The organism is Pseudomonas sp. PS01298, assembly GCF_029959745.1.
Classification (GTDB): domain Bacteria; phylum Pseudomonadota; class Gammaproteobacteria; order Pseudomonadales; family Pseudomonadaceae; genus Aquipseudomonas; species Aquipseudomonas aylmerensis.
Genome location: NZ_JASCPP010000015.1, coordinates 1 through 17,708 on the forward strand (window position 1 = coordinate 1; position 17,708 = coordinate 17,708).

Consider the following 17,708-nt stretch of genomic DNA (forward strand, 5'->3'; position numbering starts at 1 on the left):
GGAGCCGGGCTTGCCCGCGATGCAAGCACCTCGGTGTATCAGTCGCACCGAGGTGATGCTTCGCAGGCAAGCCAGCTCCCACATAAGCCCAGCTCCCGCCGAAAGGCGGGCTCCTACCGGTAGTTTGGCTTACTGCGCCGTGTAGATCTGGTCGAACACGCCACCGTCATTGAAGAATTTCGGTTGGGCAGTTTTCCAGCCGCCGAAGTCTTTGTCGATAGTCACCAGGTCCAGTTTCGGGAACTGCTGGGCGTATTTGGCGGCAACTTTTGCATCGCGTGGGCGGTAGAAGTTCTTCGCCGCAATCTCCTGGCCAGCCGGGCTGTACAGGTGCTTGAGGTATTCGGTCGCGATCTCGGTATTGCCCTTTTTCTCGGCGTTCTTGTCAACCACGGCCACTGGCGGCTCCGCGAGGATCGACAGGGAAGGCACGACGATGTCGAACTTGTCGGCGCCGCCGTCTTCTTTCAGGGCCAGGAACGCTTCGTTTTCCCAGGCCAGCAACACGTCACCCTGACCGTTGTTGACGAAGGTGATGGTCGAACCACGGGCGCCGGTGTCGAGGATCGGCACGTGCTTGAACAGCTCTTTCACGTATTCCTGCGCCTTGGCTTCGCTGCCACCGGATTTCAGGCCGTAGGCCCAGGCGGCGAGGAAGTTCCAGCGCGCACCGCCGGAGGTTTTCGGGTTCGGGGTGATCACCGAAACGTCTTTCTTGATCAGGTCGCCCCAATCCTTGATGCCTTTAGGGTTGCCCTTGCGCACCAGGAACACGATGGTCGAGGTGTACGGGGTGCTGGCGTCCGGCAGGCGAGTCTGCCAGTTTTCCGGCAGGGTCTTGCCCAACTTGGCGATTTCGTCGATATCGCCGGCCAGGGCCAGGGTCACTACGTCGGCGCGCAGGCCGTCGATCACTGCCCGGCCTTGCTTGCCCGAGCCACCATGGGATTGCTGGATCTTGACGTTGTCACCTGGGTGGGACTGTTTCCAGAAGTTGGTGAACTCAGCGTTGTAGTCCTGGTACAGCTCACGGGTCGGGTCGTACGAGACGTTGAGCAACTCGTAGTCCTTGGCAACAGCGGAACCGGCAAACACGGCACTGGCCAGGGCGGCCAGGGCATAACGGCGAATCGACGACATAGAAGGCTCCTGAAATTCTTGGGTGTTGGCTTTTTCTTATAGTTGCGGGTCTAGCATGCGAATCGCCGTTTTTGCTTAACTCGGTTTGTTCCCCGGGTTCTGCAAACGGAATTTTTCTTTGCGTTCGATCTGTACCACTTGGGCGTTGTGCACAGTAATTTCCACCGCGCCAAACCGCAGATCGCGCAGGGCGCTCTGGATCTCACGCAAAATGGCTGCTTCGTCCTGGCCGTCGACGCTACGTAGAGATGCGCTCATGGTCTCGCTCCTGAAATGAATAGTGCCTCGCAGTGGCGGCACTGCTTGCGGCGTGAGGGCGATAGTAGATAAGCAGGGATATTCTTAAAAATACTATTTAAGAATGTTTATATAACCAGAAAGAATTTTCTGGTGGGGCGCGGGGTTGCGAGGACTTTGGCCATGAAAATACTCACGCACAGGCGCCGCTGAACCCTGTGGGAGCTGGGCTCGCCCGCGAGGGCGGCGTGTCAGGCGGCGAATATTTCGCCTGACAGTTCCTCGTCGCGGGCAAGCTCGGCCCGGACATTGACCGAGGGTGCCTAACGAATGGCAGGCGCCCTTGACCAATCAATCTCCTGCGCCGGCATCGGCCGCCCGAACCAGTAGCCCTGCCCCAGGTCGCACGCCTGCTCCAACAGAAACCGTGCCTGCTCCACCTGCTCGATCCCCTCGGCGTGCACTTGCATGCCCATGCTCTTCGCCAGGGCGATCACTACACGCACAATCGCCGCGTCATCCTCGTCCCACGGCAGCCCGGCGACAAAGCCCTGGTCGATCTTGAGCTTCTGCACCGGCAGGCGCTTGAGCCGCAGCAGCGAGGAATAGCCGGTCCCGAAGTCGTCGATGGCCAGGCGCAAGCCCAGCTCACGCAAGCGATGCAGTTGCTCCAGGGCCACTTCAGGGTCGTCCATCACCGCGCTTTCGGTGACTTCCAGCTCCAGGAAGGCCGGGTCGAGGCCGGTTTGATGCAGCACCTGGGCGACCTGCTCGTACAGTTCGCGCCGGGCAAACAAGCGGCTGGACACATTGATCGCGATAAAGCTCAACGGCGTACCCTCGGCCAGCCACTGGCACATCTGCCGACAGGCCTGGTGCATCACCCAGCCATCGATGTCGGCAATCAGCCCGGTGCGCTCGGCGATGGGGATGAATTCGCCCGGCGGCACCAACCCGCGTTCCGGGTGTTGCCAGCGCACCAGCGCCTCGACGCCGATCAGCCGGCTGGTGTGCAGATCGTGGACCGGCTGGTAGTACACGCGCAGTTCCTGCTGGTCGAGGGCACGCCGCAGCTCACTGGCGATTTCCACGCGGTTCTGCGCATGGGCGGTGAGCTCTTCGGTGTACAACGCGTAGCCTTCACGCCCGGCGCTCTTGGCCTTGAACAGCGCGGAGTCGGCGTTGCGCAGCAGCTGTTCGGCGCTCAGGGCGTCATTGGGGAACAGGCTGATGCCAATACTCGCGCTGATAAACAGCTGGTGACCGTCGAAAATGAACGGCTGTTTCATCGCCTCCAGCATGCGCTGCGCCAATGCGGCCGCCTGGACCACCTGCGGGCAGCTTTCCGCGAGCACGGCGAACTCATCCCCGCCCAGCCGCGCCAGGGTCACGCCGGGCCCGAAAAGGCCCTGCAGCCGCTCGCAGACCAGCTTGAGCAATTGGTCGCCGACGTTGTGGCCCAGGCTGTCATTGATGATCTTGAAGTGGTCGAGGTCCATCAGCAGCAGGGCGCAGCCGCGCTTGTGCAGTTGCGCCGAAGCCAGCGCCTGCTCGGCACGGTCGGTGAACAACAGGCGGTTGGGCAGGTCGGTCAGCGGGTCGTGATGGGCCAGGTGGGCCAGTTCGTGCTCGGAATCCTTGATGGCACTGATGTCGGAAAACACCGCGACGTAATGGCTGACGCTGCCCTGGTCATCGTGGATCACACGGATGGTTTGCCACTGTGGATAAATTTCACCGCTTTTGCGCCGGTTCCAGATTTCACCGCTCCATTCGCCGGTACGTTCCAGGCTCTGGAACATCTGCTGGTAAAAATGCGACGAATGGCGTCCGGACTTGAACAGGCTGGGCTGCTGGCCCATGACGTCTTCGCGCCGATAGCCGGTGATCTCCATGAAGGCCCGGTTGACGTGCACGATGAGCCCCTGGGCATCGGTCACCAGCACACCTTCACGCGTGCAATCAAACACTGCGGCGGCCTGGCGCAGGCGTTCGCGGTTTTCCTTGAGTGGCTGCTGCAACTGATGCGCGCGGGCAAATCGCGCGCACATCAGGTAGATGGCCAGTGCGCTCAAGGCCACCCACACGTACCCGCGCACCTGCAGCCAGCGCCCCAACTCCCGCGGTTCATCGAGAAAGTTGATCAATAAATGGTTGCTGAGCTGGAGCCACGCAATGGAAACCAGCAGGTATACCAGCCCTGCACGCAGGGCACCTCGGTATGAAAACAGCATATGGTCAGTAATCCTTACCCAAAAAACACAATCGCCCTACAAAGGCTGCGGATTATAGAATAAGAAACATCCAGTCACTCCTATCTGAAAGGGCTGCTGGTTTTCTCTGTAGGCTTAGTGATAATGCGTGAGCTGTTCTTTTCTTTTTCTGAGGGCCATACAGCCTATGTGGTACAACGGTTTTCTTGACTTGTCAGCCTGGCAACTGGTGGCAGTCACTCTGTTGATGACCCACGTGACCATCGTCGCGGTCACCGTCTATCTGCACCGCTATTCAGCCCATCGTTCCCTGGAACTCAATGCTGGCCTGAAACACTTCTTCCGCTTCTGGCTGTGGCTGACCACGGCGCAGAACACCCGCGAGTGGACCGCTATCCACCGCAAGCACCACGCCAAGTGCGAAACCGTCGATGACCCGCACAGCCCGGTGATCAAGGGCCTGTCCACCGTATTGCGCAAAGGCGCCGAGCTGTACCGCGCCGAGGCAGAAAACCCTGAAACCCTGCGCATCTACGGCAAGAACTGCCCGGACGACTGGATCGAACGCAAGATCTACACGCCCTACCCGCTGCTGGGCGTGGCGATCATGGGCGTGATCGACCTGCTGCTGTTCGGCACCATCGGCATCACCATCTGGGCAATCCAGATGATGTGGATCCCGTTCTGGGCCGCCGGCGTGATCAACGGCCTGGGGCATGCCGTGGGCTATCGCAACTTCGAATGCCGTGACGCCGCCACCAACCTGGTGCCGTGGGGCATCATCGTCGGCGGCGAAGAACTGCACAACAACCACCACACCTACCCCAATTCGGCGAAGTTGTCGGTGAAGAAGTGGGAGTTCGACCTCGGCTGGGCGTGGATCAAAGTGTTCAGCTTCCTGCGCCTGGCCAAGGTGCAGCGTGTCGCGCCGATCGCGCACCGCGTCGAGGGCAAGGGTCACCTGGACATGGACACCGCCATGGCGATCCTCAACAACCGCTTCCAGATCATGGCCCAGTACCGCAAGTTGGTGATTGGCCCGCTGGTCAAGCAGGAGCTGGAAAAGGTCGATCACTCGGTGCGCCACCAGTTCCATCGCGCCAAGCGCCTGCTGTCCCGCGAGACCAGCTTGCTGGATGACCGCCACCACGTGCGCATCCAGAGCATGCTGGAGCACAGCCATGCCCTCCAGGTGATCTACGAAAAGCGCCTGGCGCTGCAACAGATCTGGCTCAAGACCAGCTCCAATGGCCACGATATGCTCGCAGCCATCAAGGAATGGGTGCATGAAGCCGAGGCCAGCGGCATCCAATCCCTGCGCGATTTTGCCCACCAATTGAAGACCTACTCGCTGCGTCCTGCAGCCGTCTGAGAGTGCGGCGGGAGGGCCTTCCCTCCCGCCAATCAGCTTTTTGGCGTCATTTCTCGGTCACCGTCAATCGGTCCAGTTGACGGAACTTCACTGCAATTCCCCTCTCTCAATGAACACTTCGCCATCATGGTGGCCCCTTGTAGTGACCGCTGCTCCATCCTGCGGCGCGCCCAGAGAGAGTTGTGCCGATGGTTCACGAAAAGTCCTACTTACACGACGCCCCCACTGCTGAGCATCCTCGCCCAGCAGCGGCGGCGACCCTGCTGGCGCTGATGCATGCCCAGGGTGAAGTCGAGCGGCTGAGTGAGCGCGAGCAGTTGCTGAGTTCGCTGCTGGTCAGCGTCAACGCCGTGCTGTGGGCCATCGATTGGGAAACGCGCCGCGTGCTGTACGTGAGCCCGGCCTACGAGCGTATTTTCGGTCGCTCCGCCGGCCTGCTGCTGGCCGACCATCGGGAATGGCGCAACAGTATCCATCCCGAAGACCTCGACTACGCCGAACACAGCATGGCCCGCGTGCTTGAGCAAGGTGCCGTGGAGGACCGCGAGTACCGCATCATCACCGCGGATGGCCAGATCCGCTGGCTGAGCGACAAGTGCTACATCAACCAGCAGGTCGAGCCCGGCGAACCGGTGATCGTGGTGGGCATGGCCGAGGACATCACTGAAAAGAAGCAGATGGAACTGGAGCTGCATCGCCTCGCCACCACCGACGTGCTGACGCAGAGCAGCAACCGCCGGCACTTCTTCGAGTGCGCCAACCAGGCCTTCGACAGCGCCTGCGCCCAGGGGGCGCCGCTGGCTTTCCTGCTGCTGGACATCGATGATTTCAAGGACGTCAACGATACCTACGGCCACCTGGAAGGCGATCAGGTGCTCAGGCGTATCGCCGAAAGCGGTCGCGGTGTATTGCGCCGTGGCGACTTGTTCGGGCGCATTGGCGGCGAGGAATTCGCCGCCGTACTGCCGGGCTGCGCGCCTGAAATGGCGCTGCAAGTGGCCGAGCGCCTGGGCAGGGAGATTCAGGAGCTGAGCTTCAGCTATGAAGGCCAGGCCTTCAGCGTGACGATCAGCCAGGGCCTGGCCAGCCTCAAAGAAGAAGACTCGACCCTGGACAGCCTGTTCGCCCGCGCCGATGCCGCCATGTACGAGGCCAAGCGGCTGGGCAAGAACCGCGTGATCGCGGGCTAACCCCGATCAACTGTAGGCGCCGGCTTGGCTGGCGATTTCGGTGTGTCAGTTACCACGGCTATCGTCGGCAAGCCGGCTCCTACAGAGGGGGCGCGGGCTTCAGGATTTGCGCACTCGGGTCAGTTCGGACAGGCCCACTTTGAGCAACCGCGCAGTCTTGCTCGCGGCCAGAGCTTCCAGCCCTTCATGCTCAGTCAACCGCGCCATTTGCGCGGCCAGGTTCACCACCAGCGCGTCCCGCGCATACACCCCGCCTTCCAGGGAATAGATCGCCGCAATCAATTGACGCAGCTCCAGCGGCAAACGCCAGCGCGCACGCAGCGCCGAGCCATAGGCGGCGCCAAAGGCATACAGCGACTCACCAATCGCTTCGTCATCCAGCGCACCACCGCCCTGTCGCCAGTCTTCCAGGCAGCGCAACAAGGCCAGATCGCCCAGCCGATGCAGGATGCCGGCGGTGTAGCAGCGCTCGTGATCCAGCTCCAGCATGCGCGCCAGGCGCCGGGCGTAGTCGGCAGTGTCCTGCGAGAGTTGCCAGTGGCGCTCGGCATAGGCCACCAGCGCCGGGTCGCCCAGCACCACGTTGTGCTTGAGGGCCAACCCCAGGATCAGGTTCATGCTCTGTCCGGCCACCAGCTTGTGCAACGCTGCAGGCAGGGTCTGTACCGGCGTGCCGTGATGGCCGGCGCTGTTGGCAGCGGCGATCAGCACGGCAGTGATTTGCGGGTCCATGCGCACCTGGTCTTCCAGGCGCTTGAGGTCCAGGCCGTCGGCGCCGAGGCTGTGCTGCACGGCCGCCTTGACGTCTACGCGTAATGGCGCGCCATCGCAGGCATCACGGCGGCGCTCAAGGAAGACAGGCAAGGTCATGCCGGGCGCCAACGGCGGAATCTCGCAATACACGCTCTCGCCTTCGTTGAGCAGCAGGTCTTGCAGGCGCTGGGTCAGGCCTTCCATGTTCAACGGTTTGGTCAGATAGGCGGTGGGCGCCAGGGGCAAGGCTTCGCGCACGCTGGCGCTGTCATTGCGACTGCTCAGCAGAATAAACGGCAAGGCCGGCGTACGGCGCTTCTGGCGCACGCTACGCAGCAGGCTCAGGCCATCAATGCCGGGCAGCTCCCAATCCGCCAGGATCAGGTCGTAGGCCTTTTCGCGCAGCAGCGTGGCCGCTTGCTGCCCATCGGCACACACGTCCAACCGTGCGTCACAGCGCACAGTCAGTAACACTTGCTTGAGCAGATCCCGTGACCAGGGGTCTGCCTCGGCGATCAACACTCGGGGTACAGCGGGTAAATCAACAGCAGTCATCTGCACGCTCCATCGGCAATGCTTGCACCTTAGACAATGCAGGCACCTACGTACAATGAACAACACCTGAATGTGCCGCAATGGGCACAAAAAAACCCGCCAAGGCGGGTTTTTTCTGTCGATCAGAGCAGCTTGTGATTACAACTCGGAGAAGCACTCTTCGATAATCGCCAAGCCTTTGTCCAACTGCTCGTCCGGCGAGGTCAGCGGGACCAGTACGCGCAATACGTTGCCGTAGGTGCCGCAGGACAGCAGGATCAGGCCCTTGTCACGCGCCTTCGCAACCACCGAGGCAACAGCGGCAGCGTTTGGCTTGTGGCTGTCGCCGTCTTCGAACAGCTCGACTGCGATCATCGCGCCCAGGGCACGCACTTCGCCGATCACCGGGTACTTGGCTTGAATGGCTTTGAGGCCAGTCACCAAGCGCTCGCCGACAGCCTTGCAGCGGTCCAGCAGGTGCTCTTCTTCAAACACTTCCATTACGGCCAGGGCCGCGGCGCAAGCGATCGGGCTACCGGCATAGGTGCCGCCCAGGCCGCCTGGGGCGATGGCGTCCATGTACTCGGCCTTGCCGCACACACCGGCGAGCGGGAAGCCGCCAGCGATGGATTTAGCGAAGGTGGTCAGGTCGGCAGCAACGCCCATCTGTTCCATGGCGAAGAAGGTCCCGGTACGGCCGGCACCGGTTTGCACTTCGTCGGCGATCAGCAGGATGCCGTGCTTGTCGCACAGTTCGCGCAGGCGCTTCATGAAGGCTTTAGGCGCGACGTAGAAACCGCCTTCGCCCTGTACCGGCTCAATGATGATCGCGGCGATATCACGCGGCTCGGCATCGTTCTTGAAGATGCGCTCGATGCTGGCGATGGAGTCGTCGACGCTCACGCCGTGCAGCTCGTTCGGGTACAGCGCGCGGAACACGCCACCAGGCATCAGGCCCATGCCAGCGGAGTAAGGCACGACTTTACCGGTCAGGCCCAGGGTCATCATGGTGCGACCGTGGTAGGCGCCGGTGAACGCGATCACGCCGGCACGGCCAGTGGCAGCACGGGCGATTTTCACGGCGTTTTCTACGGCTTCGGAACCGGTGGTGACCAGCAGGGTTTTCTTGGCGAAATCACCAGGGACCTTGGCGTTCACTTTTTCGCACAGTTCCACGTAAGGCTCGTAGGCCAGTACCTGGAAGCAGGTGTGGGTCAGCTTGTTCAGCTGCTCGGTCACGGCGGCGATGATTTTCGGGTGCACGTGGCCGGTGTTCAGCACGGCGATACCGCCGGCGAAGTCGATGAACTCGCGACCTTCAACGTCGGTCACGGTGGCGTTCTTCGCGGATTCGGCGAAGATCGGGTGAATCTGGCCAACACCGCGCGGTACAGCGGCTTCGCGGCGTTTCATCAAAGAAGCGTTGGTCTTGCTCATAAAGTCCTCATTCGCCACTCATCGGGTGGCGTAGCTCAAGGAATATGTGGCGGGGAGGCAACTACGGCAGCATGCGATGATCGACTGCCACAGCTTTCCCGGCCACTACGAATAACGTTTTGAAACACGCAAAGGGTCAGCGCTCTCGTGCCCTTTGCGTTTGCTGCGATCCCTTCCCGGCTTAGATGCCCAGGCAGAGGTATTTGATTTCCAGGTAATCCTCGATCCCGTACTTGGAGCCTTCACGGCCCAGGCCCGACGCCTTGATGCCGCCGAACGGCGCCACTTCGTTGGAGATCAACCCGGTGTTGACGCCGACCATGCCGTATTCCAGGGCTTCAGCCACACGGAACACACGGCCCAGGTCGCGGGCATAGAAGTAGGAAGCCAGGCCGAACTCGGTGTCGTTGGACATCGCGATGACTTCGGCTTCGTCCTTGAAGCGGAACAACGGCGCCAATGGGCCGAAGGTTTCTTCCTTCGCCACAGCGGCGTTTTTCGGCACGTCGACCAGAATGGTCGGCTCGAAGAAGTTGCCTTCCATCACCTTGCCACCGGCCAACAGCTTGGCGCCTTTGCTCAGGGCATCAGCAATATGCTCCTGAACCTTGGCCACGGCTTTTTCGTCGATCAGCGGGCCGGTGGTGGTGCCGTCCTCCAGACCGTTGCCGATCTTCAGCTTGGCCACTGCGACCTTCAGTTTTTCCGCGAACGCGTCGTAGACCGAATCCTGGATGTACAGGCGGTTGGCGCAGACGCACGTCTGGCCGTTGTTGCGGTATTTGGAGATGATCGCGCCTTCGACGGCCTTGTCCAGGTCCGCGTCGTCGAACACGATAAATGGCGCGTTGCCGCCCAGCTCCAGGGAGACCTTCTTGATGTCCTTGGCGCATTCGGCCATCAACTGGCGACCGATTTCAGTCGAGCCGGTGAAGGACAATTTACGCACGATCGGGTTGCTGGTCAGCTCGCCGCCGATGTCGCCGGCGCTGCCGGTGACCACGCTCAACACGCCTTTAGGGATACCGGCACGGTGCGCCAGCTCAACCAGGGCCAGGGCCGAGAACGGGGTTTGCGAAGCTGGCTTGATCACCATGGTGCAACCGGCGGCCAGTGCCGGGCCGGCTTTACGGGTGATCATCGCGGCTGGGAAGTTCCACGGGGTGATCGCAGCGGTCACGCCGATCGGCTGCTTGATCACGATCAGGCGCTTGTCGGGCTGGTGGCCGGGGATCACATCACCGTAGATGCGCTTGGCTTCTTCGGCGAACCACTCGATAAAGGAGGCGGCGTAGACGATTTCGCCCTTGGCTTCAGCCAGCGGCTTGCCTTGCTCGAGGGTCATCAGGCGACCGAGGTCTTCCTGGTTTTCGATCAGCAGTTCGAACCAACGGCGCAGCTTGTTCGCGCGCTCCTTGGCAGTCAGCGCGCGCCAGGCCGGCAGCGCCTTGTCGGCGGCTTCGATGGCGCGGCGGGTTTCAGCGGCGCCCATCTTCGGCACGGTACCGAGGATTTCGCCCGTGGCAGGGTTGTTGACCTTGATGGTCTGACCGTTGTCCGCATCGACCCAAGCGCCATCGATAAAGGCTTGCTGGCGGAACAACTGGGTATCTTTGAGCTGCATGTCGGCTTTCCTTAACAGCACCGCGCGCACGCGGAGCGAATTAGAGTTGTTGAAAGGCGCCTTGTGGGCTGCCGTCAGGGAAATCAGCCCCAGCGCGCGGGATCAGTGAAAGAGCGCACGGGAGACAGAGCGTTTGAAATCTCAAACGAATCCTAGGATCAATGGGGGTACAGGGCAATAGTCTGTTCGAAAAAAAGAACGAAAACCGCGCATTTGCCGAATCTTTCTGATCAGCGTAACCAGGACCGGTTCCGCCACACCGACCGCTGGCGCCCGGCGCAGGGCCACTGTACGGAAAAATCCCACCCTTAAACGTCCAAAGACCGGCATGGACGCCCAAGGACGACATGGGTATGATGTCGCCCGCACAAGCATCCGTAGCTCAGCTGGATAGAGTACTGCCCTCCGAAGGCAGGGGTCGTGGGTTCGAATCCCGCCGGGTGCACCATCTTCTTTCCCTTGTATTACAAGGGGATAGCGCTCCTGACAGAAACCTGTCCTAGTCCTGAAAGTCGTTTTTGCCACAAATTTGCCACACTCAAAAGTGGCGGGAATGGTCAAAATGGCAACAATCAGGAATCGCGGCGAGTATCAGTGGGAAGCGCAAATCCGCCGTAAGGGCTACCCAGCCCAGCGCAAAACCTTCGAAACCAAATCCGATGCCCAGGCCTGGGCACGCATGATCGAAAGCGAAATCGACCGGGGGATTTTTGTCTCTCGCGTCGAGGCTGAACGCACCGCCTTTCATCAACTCATTGATCGATACATTTCCGAGATCGCTCCGAAGCATAAAGGCGCCTATTCGGAAATCAAACGCCTGGAATCGCTCAAGCGCCACCCGCTGGCGACACGCATCGTCGCCACCCTCACCTCCTCCGATTTTGCGCGCTACCGTGACGAACGCCTGAAGATCCGCAAGGGCAACACAGTTAAGCGCGAACTCGCATTGTTTCAGTGTGTGATCGAGGTTGCTCGCCGCGAGTGGGGAATCCATCTTGCTGAGAATCCGGTGCGGATGGTCAGCCGTCCCAGCTATAACGACGAACGCTCGCGACGGCTCGACCCAATTGAAGAGCAATACATGCTCAGCGCACTAGAGCTTCATGAGCGCCGAGCGGATGGCACCTACGCCGATGCATCACACAATCCATGGATACGGCCCATCGTCCAATTGGCGATTGAGACAGCGATGCGCCGTGGCGAGATTTTCGAGCTGCGCTGGAAGCATGTGAACCTAGATCGTAGAACCGCGCACCTGCCCGCAACCAAAAATGGCCTGCCTAGAACCGTCCCGCTTTCGCCGAAAGCTATCCTGCTGTTGAAGGAATTACCGCGCTCGCTGTGCGGTCGAGTGTTCCCCACCACCGCCGATGCACTCAAAAAAGCCTTTGTGCGAGGTCTGGAGCGTGCGAGGCTGAAATACTTGGCCGATTGCGGGGCTGCGCAGGTAACACCTCAGGAAGACTTCCTGATCAATCTGCGCTTTCACGATCTGCGGCATGAAGCAACTTGTCGGCTTGCGACCAAGCTACCGAATTTGATCGAGCTGGCCAGCGTGACGGGGCATCGGGAGGTAAATATGCTGAAGCGGTATTACAACATTACTGCGGAGGAGCTGGCAGCAAAGCTGGCCTGATAGGGCCACGCCCGTCTCTGGGTGCTGTATAGACCGGCCTCAATTACATCAGACTTTGATTTGCGTTGGGGCTCGACCAGCACAGCTTAGGATTTCGACCAGTAAAAGTTGGCCCAACGCAAACGATCGGACCGTCTACGAAGCTAGGGGGCGATTCATCCGGCCGTGAGCGCTTAGACGGTCGACTTGGATGTATTCCAGGTCGCTGCGCAGCGGCAAGCGGGCGTCGATCAAATCGGCGCGCATCAATGGATATACGACGTGCCCATTTCAAGGATGTGCTCACGCGGCTACCGAATCAACGAGCCCGTTAGATCGAGCAGCTGCCGCATTAGTGGATGCCTGTTTGATCGACGCGAAATGTGTTCGCTGGCCGCTCGCGAATCAATTCTCCTGCAATAGCCAGTTTTACCCACCTCCGATAGTCAAGTGCTGAGCCTACTGTTGACTCAGGGCCTCAGAATCAGCGAATGTGAACTTATGAAATCCATGGACGGAACCAAGATGCGCAATATCCTCAAGACAGTCCTATTGATTTCTTCAGCGGCACCGACGTTGTTGGTCGCAGCAGCTATCGAAATTTTTAATACACATGCGATGACCCTTTTTACGTGGCAGTTGATCATTGTAGGGGCAATCGGCACCTTTCTCCCACTTTTAATCCTACGACTCATTCACTCTCAGGGCGAGATCTTCCCATTTAAGGCTAAGAAGGTAGAGTCGAATGATTATTTTATTTTAGTTTTTCTTGTCAGTTACCTAATGCCTTTAGTCACGAAAATAACCGCGTTCGACGCCACGTGGACGTGTTCAATCTTTGTGGCACTTATGATCACTGGATGGTTTGTCTCCAATATCCCTGTACACCCTTTTCTATTCTTCGCGGGCGACCACTTCTATAAAGTCGAGTCCGATGATGGCATGGTTTACACCCTCCTAACAAAGTCACGTCTGAAGTCTCCTAGGCCGGTGACCTCCGTCAAGAAAATATCCGACAGTATGTTAATGGAGTAATGAAATGCTGCATCTGTTTGCCTTAACTAAAGACCCTGCCCAACGCATCGTCCGATTTGCGCTATCTCAGCCTGTGCAAACCGAACTTACCGATCTTCTACATACACAAGAGGCAGAGTTTGACGGAGCTAACCAAGAAATTGAATTTGATGGAAGTTATAAGCCAGACGATGACGAGGTCTTATTCATTGACGATTTTGACGATATCGACGATTTAGCGGCTGCTATTGGAAACCCGCTAGCCATTGCAGAAGTTGAACCAACGGAGGAGTTTTTCACGTTAATAAAAGCTCTATTTTCAGGTTATGCCGCTGACGGAGGCGGAGTACGCATACTACTTCAAAACTTTGATAAACGAAGAATAATATCGACACGAGGCCTATCAATATTCCACGCAGCTAACATCTATAAAAAAATAGAAGGAATCGGGCTTACTCTCGACTATAAACTTACAGCGATTCTAGATGGAGGCAGGCTTAAATTCTTCAGCTTTCATGCTGCTCGCCAGATATTTGACCTTAGCGAATATTACAAGACCGCCACAGATGAGGACGTAAACGGCTTCGCTCTAATTCCTACTTTGTCAGTAACTAGCGCGCCCGAGTTGCTAATGATAGCTGACTCTTGGGTGCGCAGAAAAATTTCGCTAATTCAGCAAAGTGGCATACTGCAATCAATACCCATAGGAACGATGAAGCCAGCTGCGCAAGAATTCAATGTACCCTTCAACACCATTACTGCCGCAGGCGGGGTTGAGCAACTAATCTTGCCACTCCAAAAAGCAGAGCTCAAAAAAGTTCTTCGCTTTCTTGATGAGGATTACTACAAGTCTCCGCTCTCTAGTACGAATTTCGTAACCAATTCAAAGAGGCGCCTATAAACTCCACAAAGTGAGGTACTTACAGGCCTCTGTTAAAAAGATGTCCTAGCTGCAAGCAGCTCAATTGGCGAAGTCTGTGTCGACCAGATCAATCGAGCGATAACCCGATGCCAGTAGATTATGAAACTATCCAAAAAATACAGAAGCTTGGCGACGATGTCCTGATCGGCGTATCTGAGGTTGCCGCGTTGACGGGATTCAGCGTGCTTACGGTCCGTCAGCGTAAGTTGCCAGGACTGGAGCCTGTACCGGGCCTGTCAAGGCTACGATGGAGGCTAGGCGACCTAAGAGCATGGATGCGCACCGGCAACACTGAAAGCCCTCATCGCCCATCCATGCCAAATGCCTCATCAAATTCAAAACGTACAGGGAGGCCCACCAAGAAAACGCAGGTGGAGGCGCGGCAATGATCGTCCCGTACGTCATCGCCCTAACTTATCAGCAGGAGCGGTGAGGATGGGCAGACAACGAACCATCAGGGATCAAAATTTTTGGCGCTCGCCGCGCCTGTTAAATTGCAGCACTGAGGACAAGGTCGCATTGCTGCATCTACTAACAGGTCCCGACAGCAATATCACGGGCGTGTATCCCCTCGTGCCTCGCATTGCAGGAGCTGAGATTGGCTGGACTGCAGAACAATGGTTGCAAGTCATGCATCGCCTGCAGGATGAAGGCCTCGCTAGATACGATCAGGCGAAATATGTTGTTTGGGTACGTATATGGTGGGATCACCACACCGCCACGCAGGTGACAGGGCCGAAGCTAAGAGCAAGAGCGATTGAGGAAATTCGCCGCATCCCGAGCGAATGGCTTGATGATTTCTTACGCGATTTTAACGACAGACTGGATGATGGTCAGCAACGCTTGATCAACGATGCTCTCTTCCCGCGGTCAAACTCAGCGGTAGGAGATGTATCGATACCACAAGCATGCGGTATCGATACCGTATCGGACCAAGGTCGGCATAACACCAAACCTCAACCTAAACCATCAACTGAAACCAAAACGACCACTAGCTCGTCCTATGAACTGGACATGTCCGGAATCCCCACAGAATATCAGACGGATGTTCATAGAGCGCTTGTAAAGGCGAAGACCACGGGAAAGCTTCGAAATGGGGCTCAGCTTGTCGTCAGTGCGATGGCGGAAAGGTTTCGTTCCGCATCGGGAAAACCGCAAGACACCATGGCCCTAACCATGTATCTGGCTGAACATCTGAATAGACCCAGTTCACCGTAAGCAGCAGGTATAGGGTCATGGCAGAAGTCAGCCCAATTCGAGAGGAAGAATGCTATGGCAGGTCGAAGCCATGCAGTCATTGATCGAATAACCGTACAAGCCCGGATTTGGCAATCGGATATGTCGTGGTCCTTTGGCATGGCCACGCATGCCGACACCAGGCTAATCGGTGACCATTATTCAGAGCATACTTCGATGAAGCTGCACGGCTCCGTCCGATATCCCGAAGCGTTAAAATATCCGACATTGGAATGCTGCCTATACGTTGATCCGCTACTCCTAGACGGGAAAGCAGCACCTAGCTGCATCGGCTCAATGCAGGCGTCTGGCAAGAGACTGATTGCGTATGTAGCTATTCACAACGAGCGATTCAACAGTCTAGTGGTCGCTGCAAATCATCTCGTTGCCCTGGAGATCAATGCAGAGCCGTTGAGGTACCGTAGGGCCAGGATCGAGGGCATTCACCTCAGCACAGAGCTGGAGCCTGATTGGTAAGGGCATTAGCTTGATCGCGGCAGCTATCCCAAATGTAAGTCATGGCGCGACGAAGCGACTTGATGGCTTGCTACCAAGCTACCGAGTTTGATCGAGCTTGCCAGTGTCACCGGGCATTGCGAGATAAACACGCAGGAGGGTTGCTACAACATTAGGGCCTAAGCGCTGGTCGCCAAGCTGGCCTGAGGCTAATCAGCTATATCCAATCCCAGGGAGCGTGCGAGCTCCCTCGCTTCATCGTTTCTTCGAATAGTGAGGATTGCTTCTTCCTCTCGTTCCAAGTCCTTGAGTGCTAGGTTTTCATAAAAGCGCCTAACCATTTCCTCTCTGTGTATTTCGTTCGCTGATACGAGGCGCTTACGTTCGTTCAATAGCTCGCGTGCACTGATTTGAGCTACCTCGCATAGATGGGCTTTTGACATCAAGTCGCGGCACATCCACGCGCTGATCCACTGCTGCCCCAGCGCCCAGAAAACCAATCGCTGAAACGTCCTCCATGGCATCCGGGTATGACCGCTGATGTAACGGCGAAATGTCCTGGCCTCGACAGCAAATTCTAATTCCGCTATAGCACATTCAAGCTGAATTTTCGGCAACCGTGATTTCCGCAAAATCCCAGTGAACAAATAGCTCACTAAATTTAAGGGCACTCGCACCGCAAAATTTTTCCGCGCGCTTAAAAAATGGGCGTGGAGCTCCCGAGCCATCAGCTCGAATGCTTCATACTCCTCAACACCCAAGGTTTCAGATTCTGTTTTTTGCATGCAGCCATTCTTCAGCTAACAGCAGCGCCTGTCAAAAACGTATTCTGAATCGCGGGATGCCTCCCAGCTTACAGTCGACGCAGTCCACAACCGCCGAGAGACAGTCACGATGAGCATCGATTACGAAGCATCCAAAAAATCCAGAAACTACCACGCGACGTACTGATACTGATCAGCAGGAGGTCTTAACGATGATCCATCCATCAGATGCCCAAAGACTGGAAATCGCCCAGGACGTCTTGGGTTGCTTGATAGCGCTCCGTTCCGAGTCGATTTTCTACGAGCGGAAAAAAGCCCAACCGAATGTTGAAATAATCAGCCAGTGGAACGCAGAGCGGAACACCCTCTTTGACCTGACCCGCTGTTTGAACTGCAACGACCGGGATACCATCGAGAATGTCATCGCGACCTATGGCCCCTCTGCCAACGCTCTGTTTGATCAGGAAGGTAGTTTGAGCAGCTAGCCCTGCGCACCGGCTACCCAAGGTGCGTATCAGTTCGAGGCGTTCCTCTTTTACTGACATGCGTTCAGCCGCCCAGAGATGCTGCACTCAATCTGAATCGGGCGGCGTGGAGCGTCTGGCAGGTTTTGACTCGGGAATGAGCTCAGGTATCAGCTTGAGCTCTCCCGCATAGACCATGAGGGTTCCGCACCTGGTAAACGGCTTACCACCGTTCGCGTCTACAGATTTCCGTCGCAGTGCAAGCGAACACATTTTCTTCAGCCAGCGTTCACTCATAGCCTTTACTCCAGTTGTGGATGATGTACCCAGATTTGCCTACTGCATGCTTACTGCATGCCTCTCTCAGCATCACCAGATCTACTTTTCCCTATGCTGCCAGATGTTTTTCTCTTCTTATCCGAACGATGCACACAGAGTCACCAACAGCAAACGCGAGCACTTCAAAATACTGACACCATCACAGCAAACGCCCTGCTTCGTACAGCGTCGTGTTGCGGTATTTTTTGAAAATTACCGTACTCACTTCGGACAATATTTCGATGATCAATTTTGTTGAGCAGATGGCGTCTGATTCTTGTGTTTATCGAGTCATTGGACGGTTCCCCTACCCCCTCCCCAACGATGTTTTTACTCATCAAGGGCCAAGAAATCCAGCACCTACGTACAGACAACTATTCTGACCAAAATCGTCCACAACGGCTGCAACCATTTGGTGG

Annotated in this window: 14 protein-coding genes and 1 tRNA gene; 8 read left to right on the forward strand and 7 right to left on the reverse strand. The window is 57.4% G+C overall.

Going from position 1 to position 17,708, the window contains the following annotated elements; all coding sequences use genetic code 11:
- Nucleotides 1-129: 129 nt before the first annotated feature.
- From QMX97_RS08510 to dibA, 3 genes are all read right to left on the reverse strand, one after another.
- Nucleotides 130-1,140: a sulfate ABC transporter substrate-binding protein gene (locus tag QMX97_RS08510; protein WP_053137687.1), complete on the reverse strand. Its 1,011-nt coding sequence runs from the start codon at nt 1,138-1,140 to the stop codon at nt 130-132.
- Nucleotides 1,141-1,215: 75 nt separating this feature from the next.
- Nucleotides 1,216-1,398 (reverse strand): sulfur starvation response protein OscA, encoded by a 183-nt coding sequence (gene oscA / locus QMX97_RS08515; RefSeq protein WP_003170956.1) that lies wholly within the window; start codon nt 1,396-1,398, stop codon nt 1,216-1,218.
- Nucleotides 1,399-1,700: 302 nt separating this feature from the next.
- Entirely contained in the window at nt 1,701-3,611 is a 1,911-nt protein-coding gene (gene dibA / locus QMX97_RS08520; protein WP_282396701.1) for a phosphodiesterase DibA, read from the reverse strand.
- 166 nt (nt 3,612-3,777) lie between these two features.
- On the opposite strand from dibA, the gene desA reads away from it, so the two are divergent.
- Both desA and QMX97_RS08530 read left to right on the forward strand, forming a co-directional pair.
- Nucleotides 3,778-4,962, forward strand: coding sequence for a delta-9 fatty acid desaturase DesA (gene desA / locus QMX97_RS08525; protein WP_065899546.1), 1,185 nt, complete (start codon nt 3,778-3,780; stop codon nt 4,960-4,962).
- Nucleotides 4,963-5,150: 188 nt separating this feature from the next.
- Nucleotides 5,151-6,152, forward strand: a complete 1,002-nt coding sequence (locus QMX97_RS08530) for a sensor domain-containing diguanylate cyclase (RefSeq protein WP_065899545.1) — start codon at nt 5,151-5,153, stop codon at nt 6,150-6,152.
- 99 nt (nt 6,153-6,251) lie between these two features.
- On the opposite strand, the gene QMX97_RS08535 is transcribed toward QMX97_RS08530, so the two are convergent.
- The 3 genes from QMX97_RS08535 to gabD all read right to left on the reverse strand — a co-directional run bounded on the left by QMX97_RS08535 (nt 6,252) and on the right by gabD (nt 10,500).
- Nucleotides 6,252-7,460 carry an HDOD domain-containing protein gene (locus QMX97_RS08535; protein ID WP_065899544.1) on the reverse strand — a complete coding sequence of 403 codons (1,209 nt, stop codon included), beginning with the start codon at nt 7,458-7,460 and terminating at the stop codon, nt 6,252-6,254.
- Between the two features lie 138 nt (nt 7,461-7,598).
- Nucleotides 7,599-8,876 carry a 4-aminobutyrate--2-oxoglutarate transaminase gene (gene gabT / locus QMX97_RS08540; RefSeq protein WP_025855478.1) on the reverse strand — a complete coding sequence of 426 codons (1,278 nt, stop codon included), beginning with the start codon at nt 8,874-8,876 and terminating at the stop codon, nt 7,599-7,601.
- Nucleotides 8,877-9,057: 181 nt separating this feature from the next.
- Complete coding sequence (gene gabD / locus QMX97_RS08545; RefSeq protein WP_058426343.1) at nt 9,058-10,500, reverse strand: NADP-dependent succinate-semialdehyde dehydrogenase; 1,443 nt, start codon at nt 10,498-10,500, stop codon at nt 9,058-9,060.
- A gap of 371 nt (nt 10,501-10,871) precedes the next feature.
- On the opposite strand from gabD, the gene QMX97_RS08550 reads away from it, so the two are divergent.
- The 5 genes from QMX97_RS08550 to QMX97_RS08570 all read left to right on the forward strand — a co-directional run bounded on the left by QMX97_RS08550 (nt 10,872) and on the right by QMX97_RS08570 (nt 15,269).
- Nucleotides 10,872-10,948: transfer RNA gene (locus QMX97_RS08550), tRNA-Arg, on the forward strand.
- A gap of 105 nt (nt 10,949-11,053) precedes the next feature.
- Nucleotides 11,054-12,136, forward strand: coding sequence for a site-specific integrase (locus tag QMX97_RS08555; protein WP_282396702.1), 1,083 nt, complete (start codon nt 11,054-11,056; stop codon nt 12,134-12,136).
- A gap of 504 nt (nt 12,137-12,640) precedes the next feature.
- Nucleotides 12,641-13,150, forward strand: coding sequence for a hypothetical protein (locus tag QMX97_RS08560; RefSeq protein ID WP_282396703.1), 510 nt, complete (start codon nt 12,641-12,643; stop codon nt 13,148-13,150).
- A 4-nt stretch (nt 13,151-13,154) separates the two neighbouring features.
- Nucleotides 13,155-14,030, forward strand: a complete 876-nt coding sequence (locus QMX97_RS08565) for a hypothetical protein (RefSeq protein WP_282396704.1) — start codon at nt 13,155-13,157, stop codon at nt 14,028-14,030.
- A 456-nt stretch (nt 14,031-14,486) separates the two neighbouring features.
- Nucleotides 14,487-15,269 (forward strand): hypothetical protein, encoded by a 783-nt coding sequence (locus QMX97_RS08570; RefSeq protein WP_282396705.1) that lies wholly within the window; start codon nt 14,487-14,489, stop codon nt 15,267-15,269.
- Between the two features lie 683 nt (nt 15,270-15,952).
- Here the strand turns inward: QMX97_RS08570 and QMX97_RS08575 are convergent.
- Nucleotides 15,953-16,528 carry a hypothetical protein gene (locus tag QMX97_RS08575; protein ID WP_282396706.1) on the reverse strand — a complete coding sequence of 192 codons (576 nt, stop codon included), beginning with the start codon at nt 16,526-16,528 and terminating at the stop codon, nt 15,953-15,955.
- Between the two features lie 191 nt (nt 16,529-16,719).
- Between QMX97_RS08575 and QMX97_RS08580 the strand changes: the two genes are divergently transcribed.
- Complete coding sequence (locus tag QMX97_RS08580) at nt 16,720-16,992, forward strand: hypothetical protein (RefSeq protein WP_282396707.1); 273 nt, start codon at nt 16,720-16,722, stop codon at nt 16,990-16,992.
- The last annotated feature ends 716 nt before the right edge of the window (nt 16,993-17,708 follow it).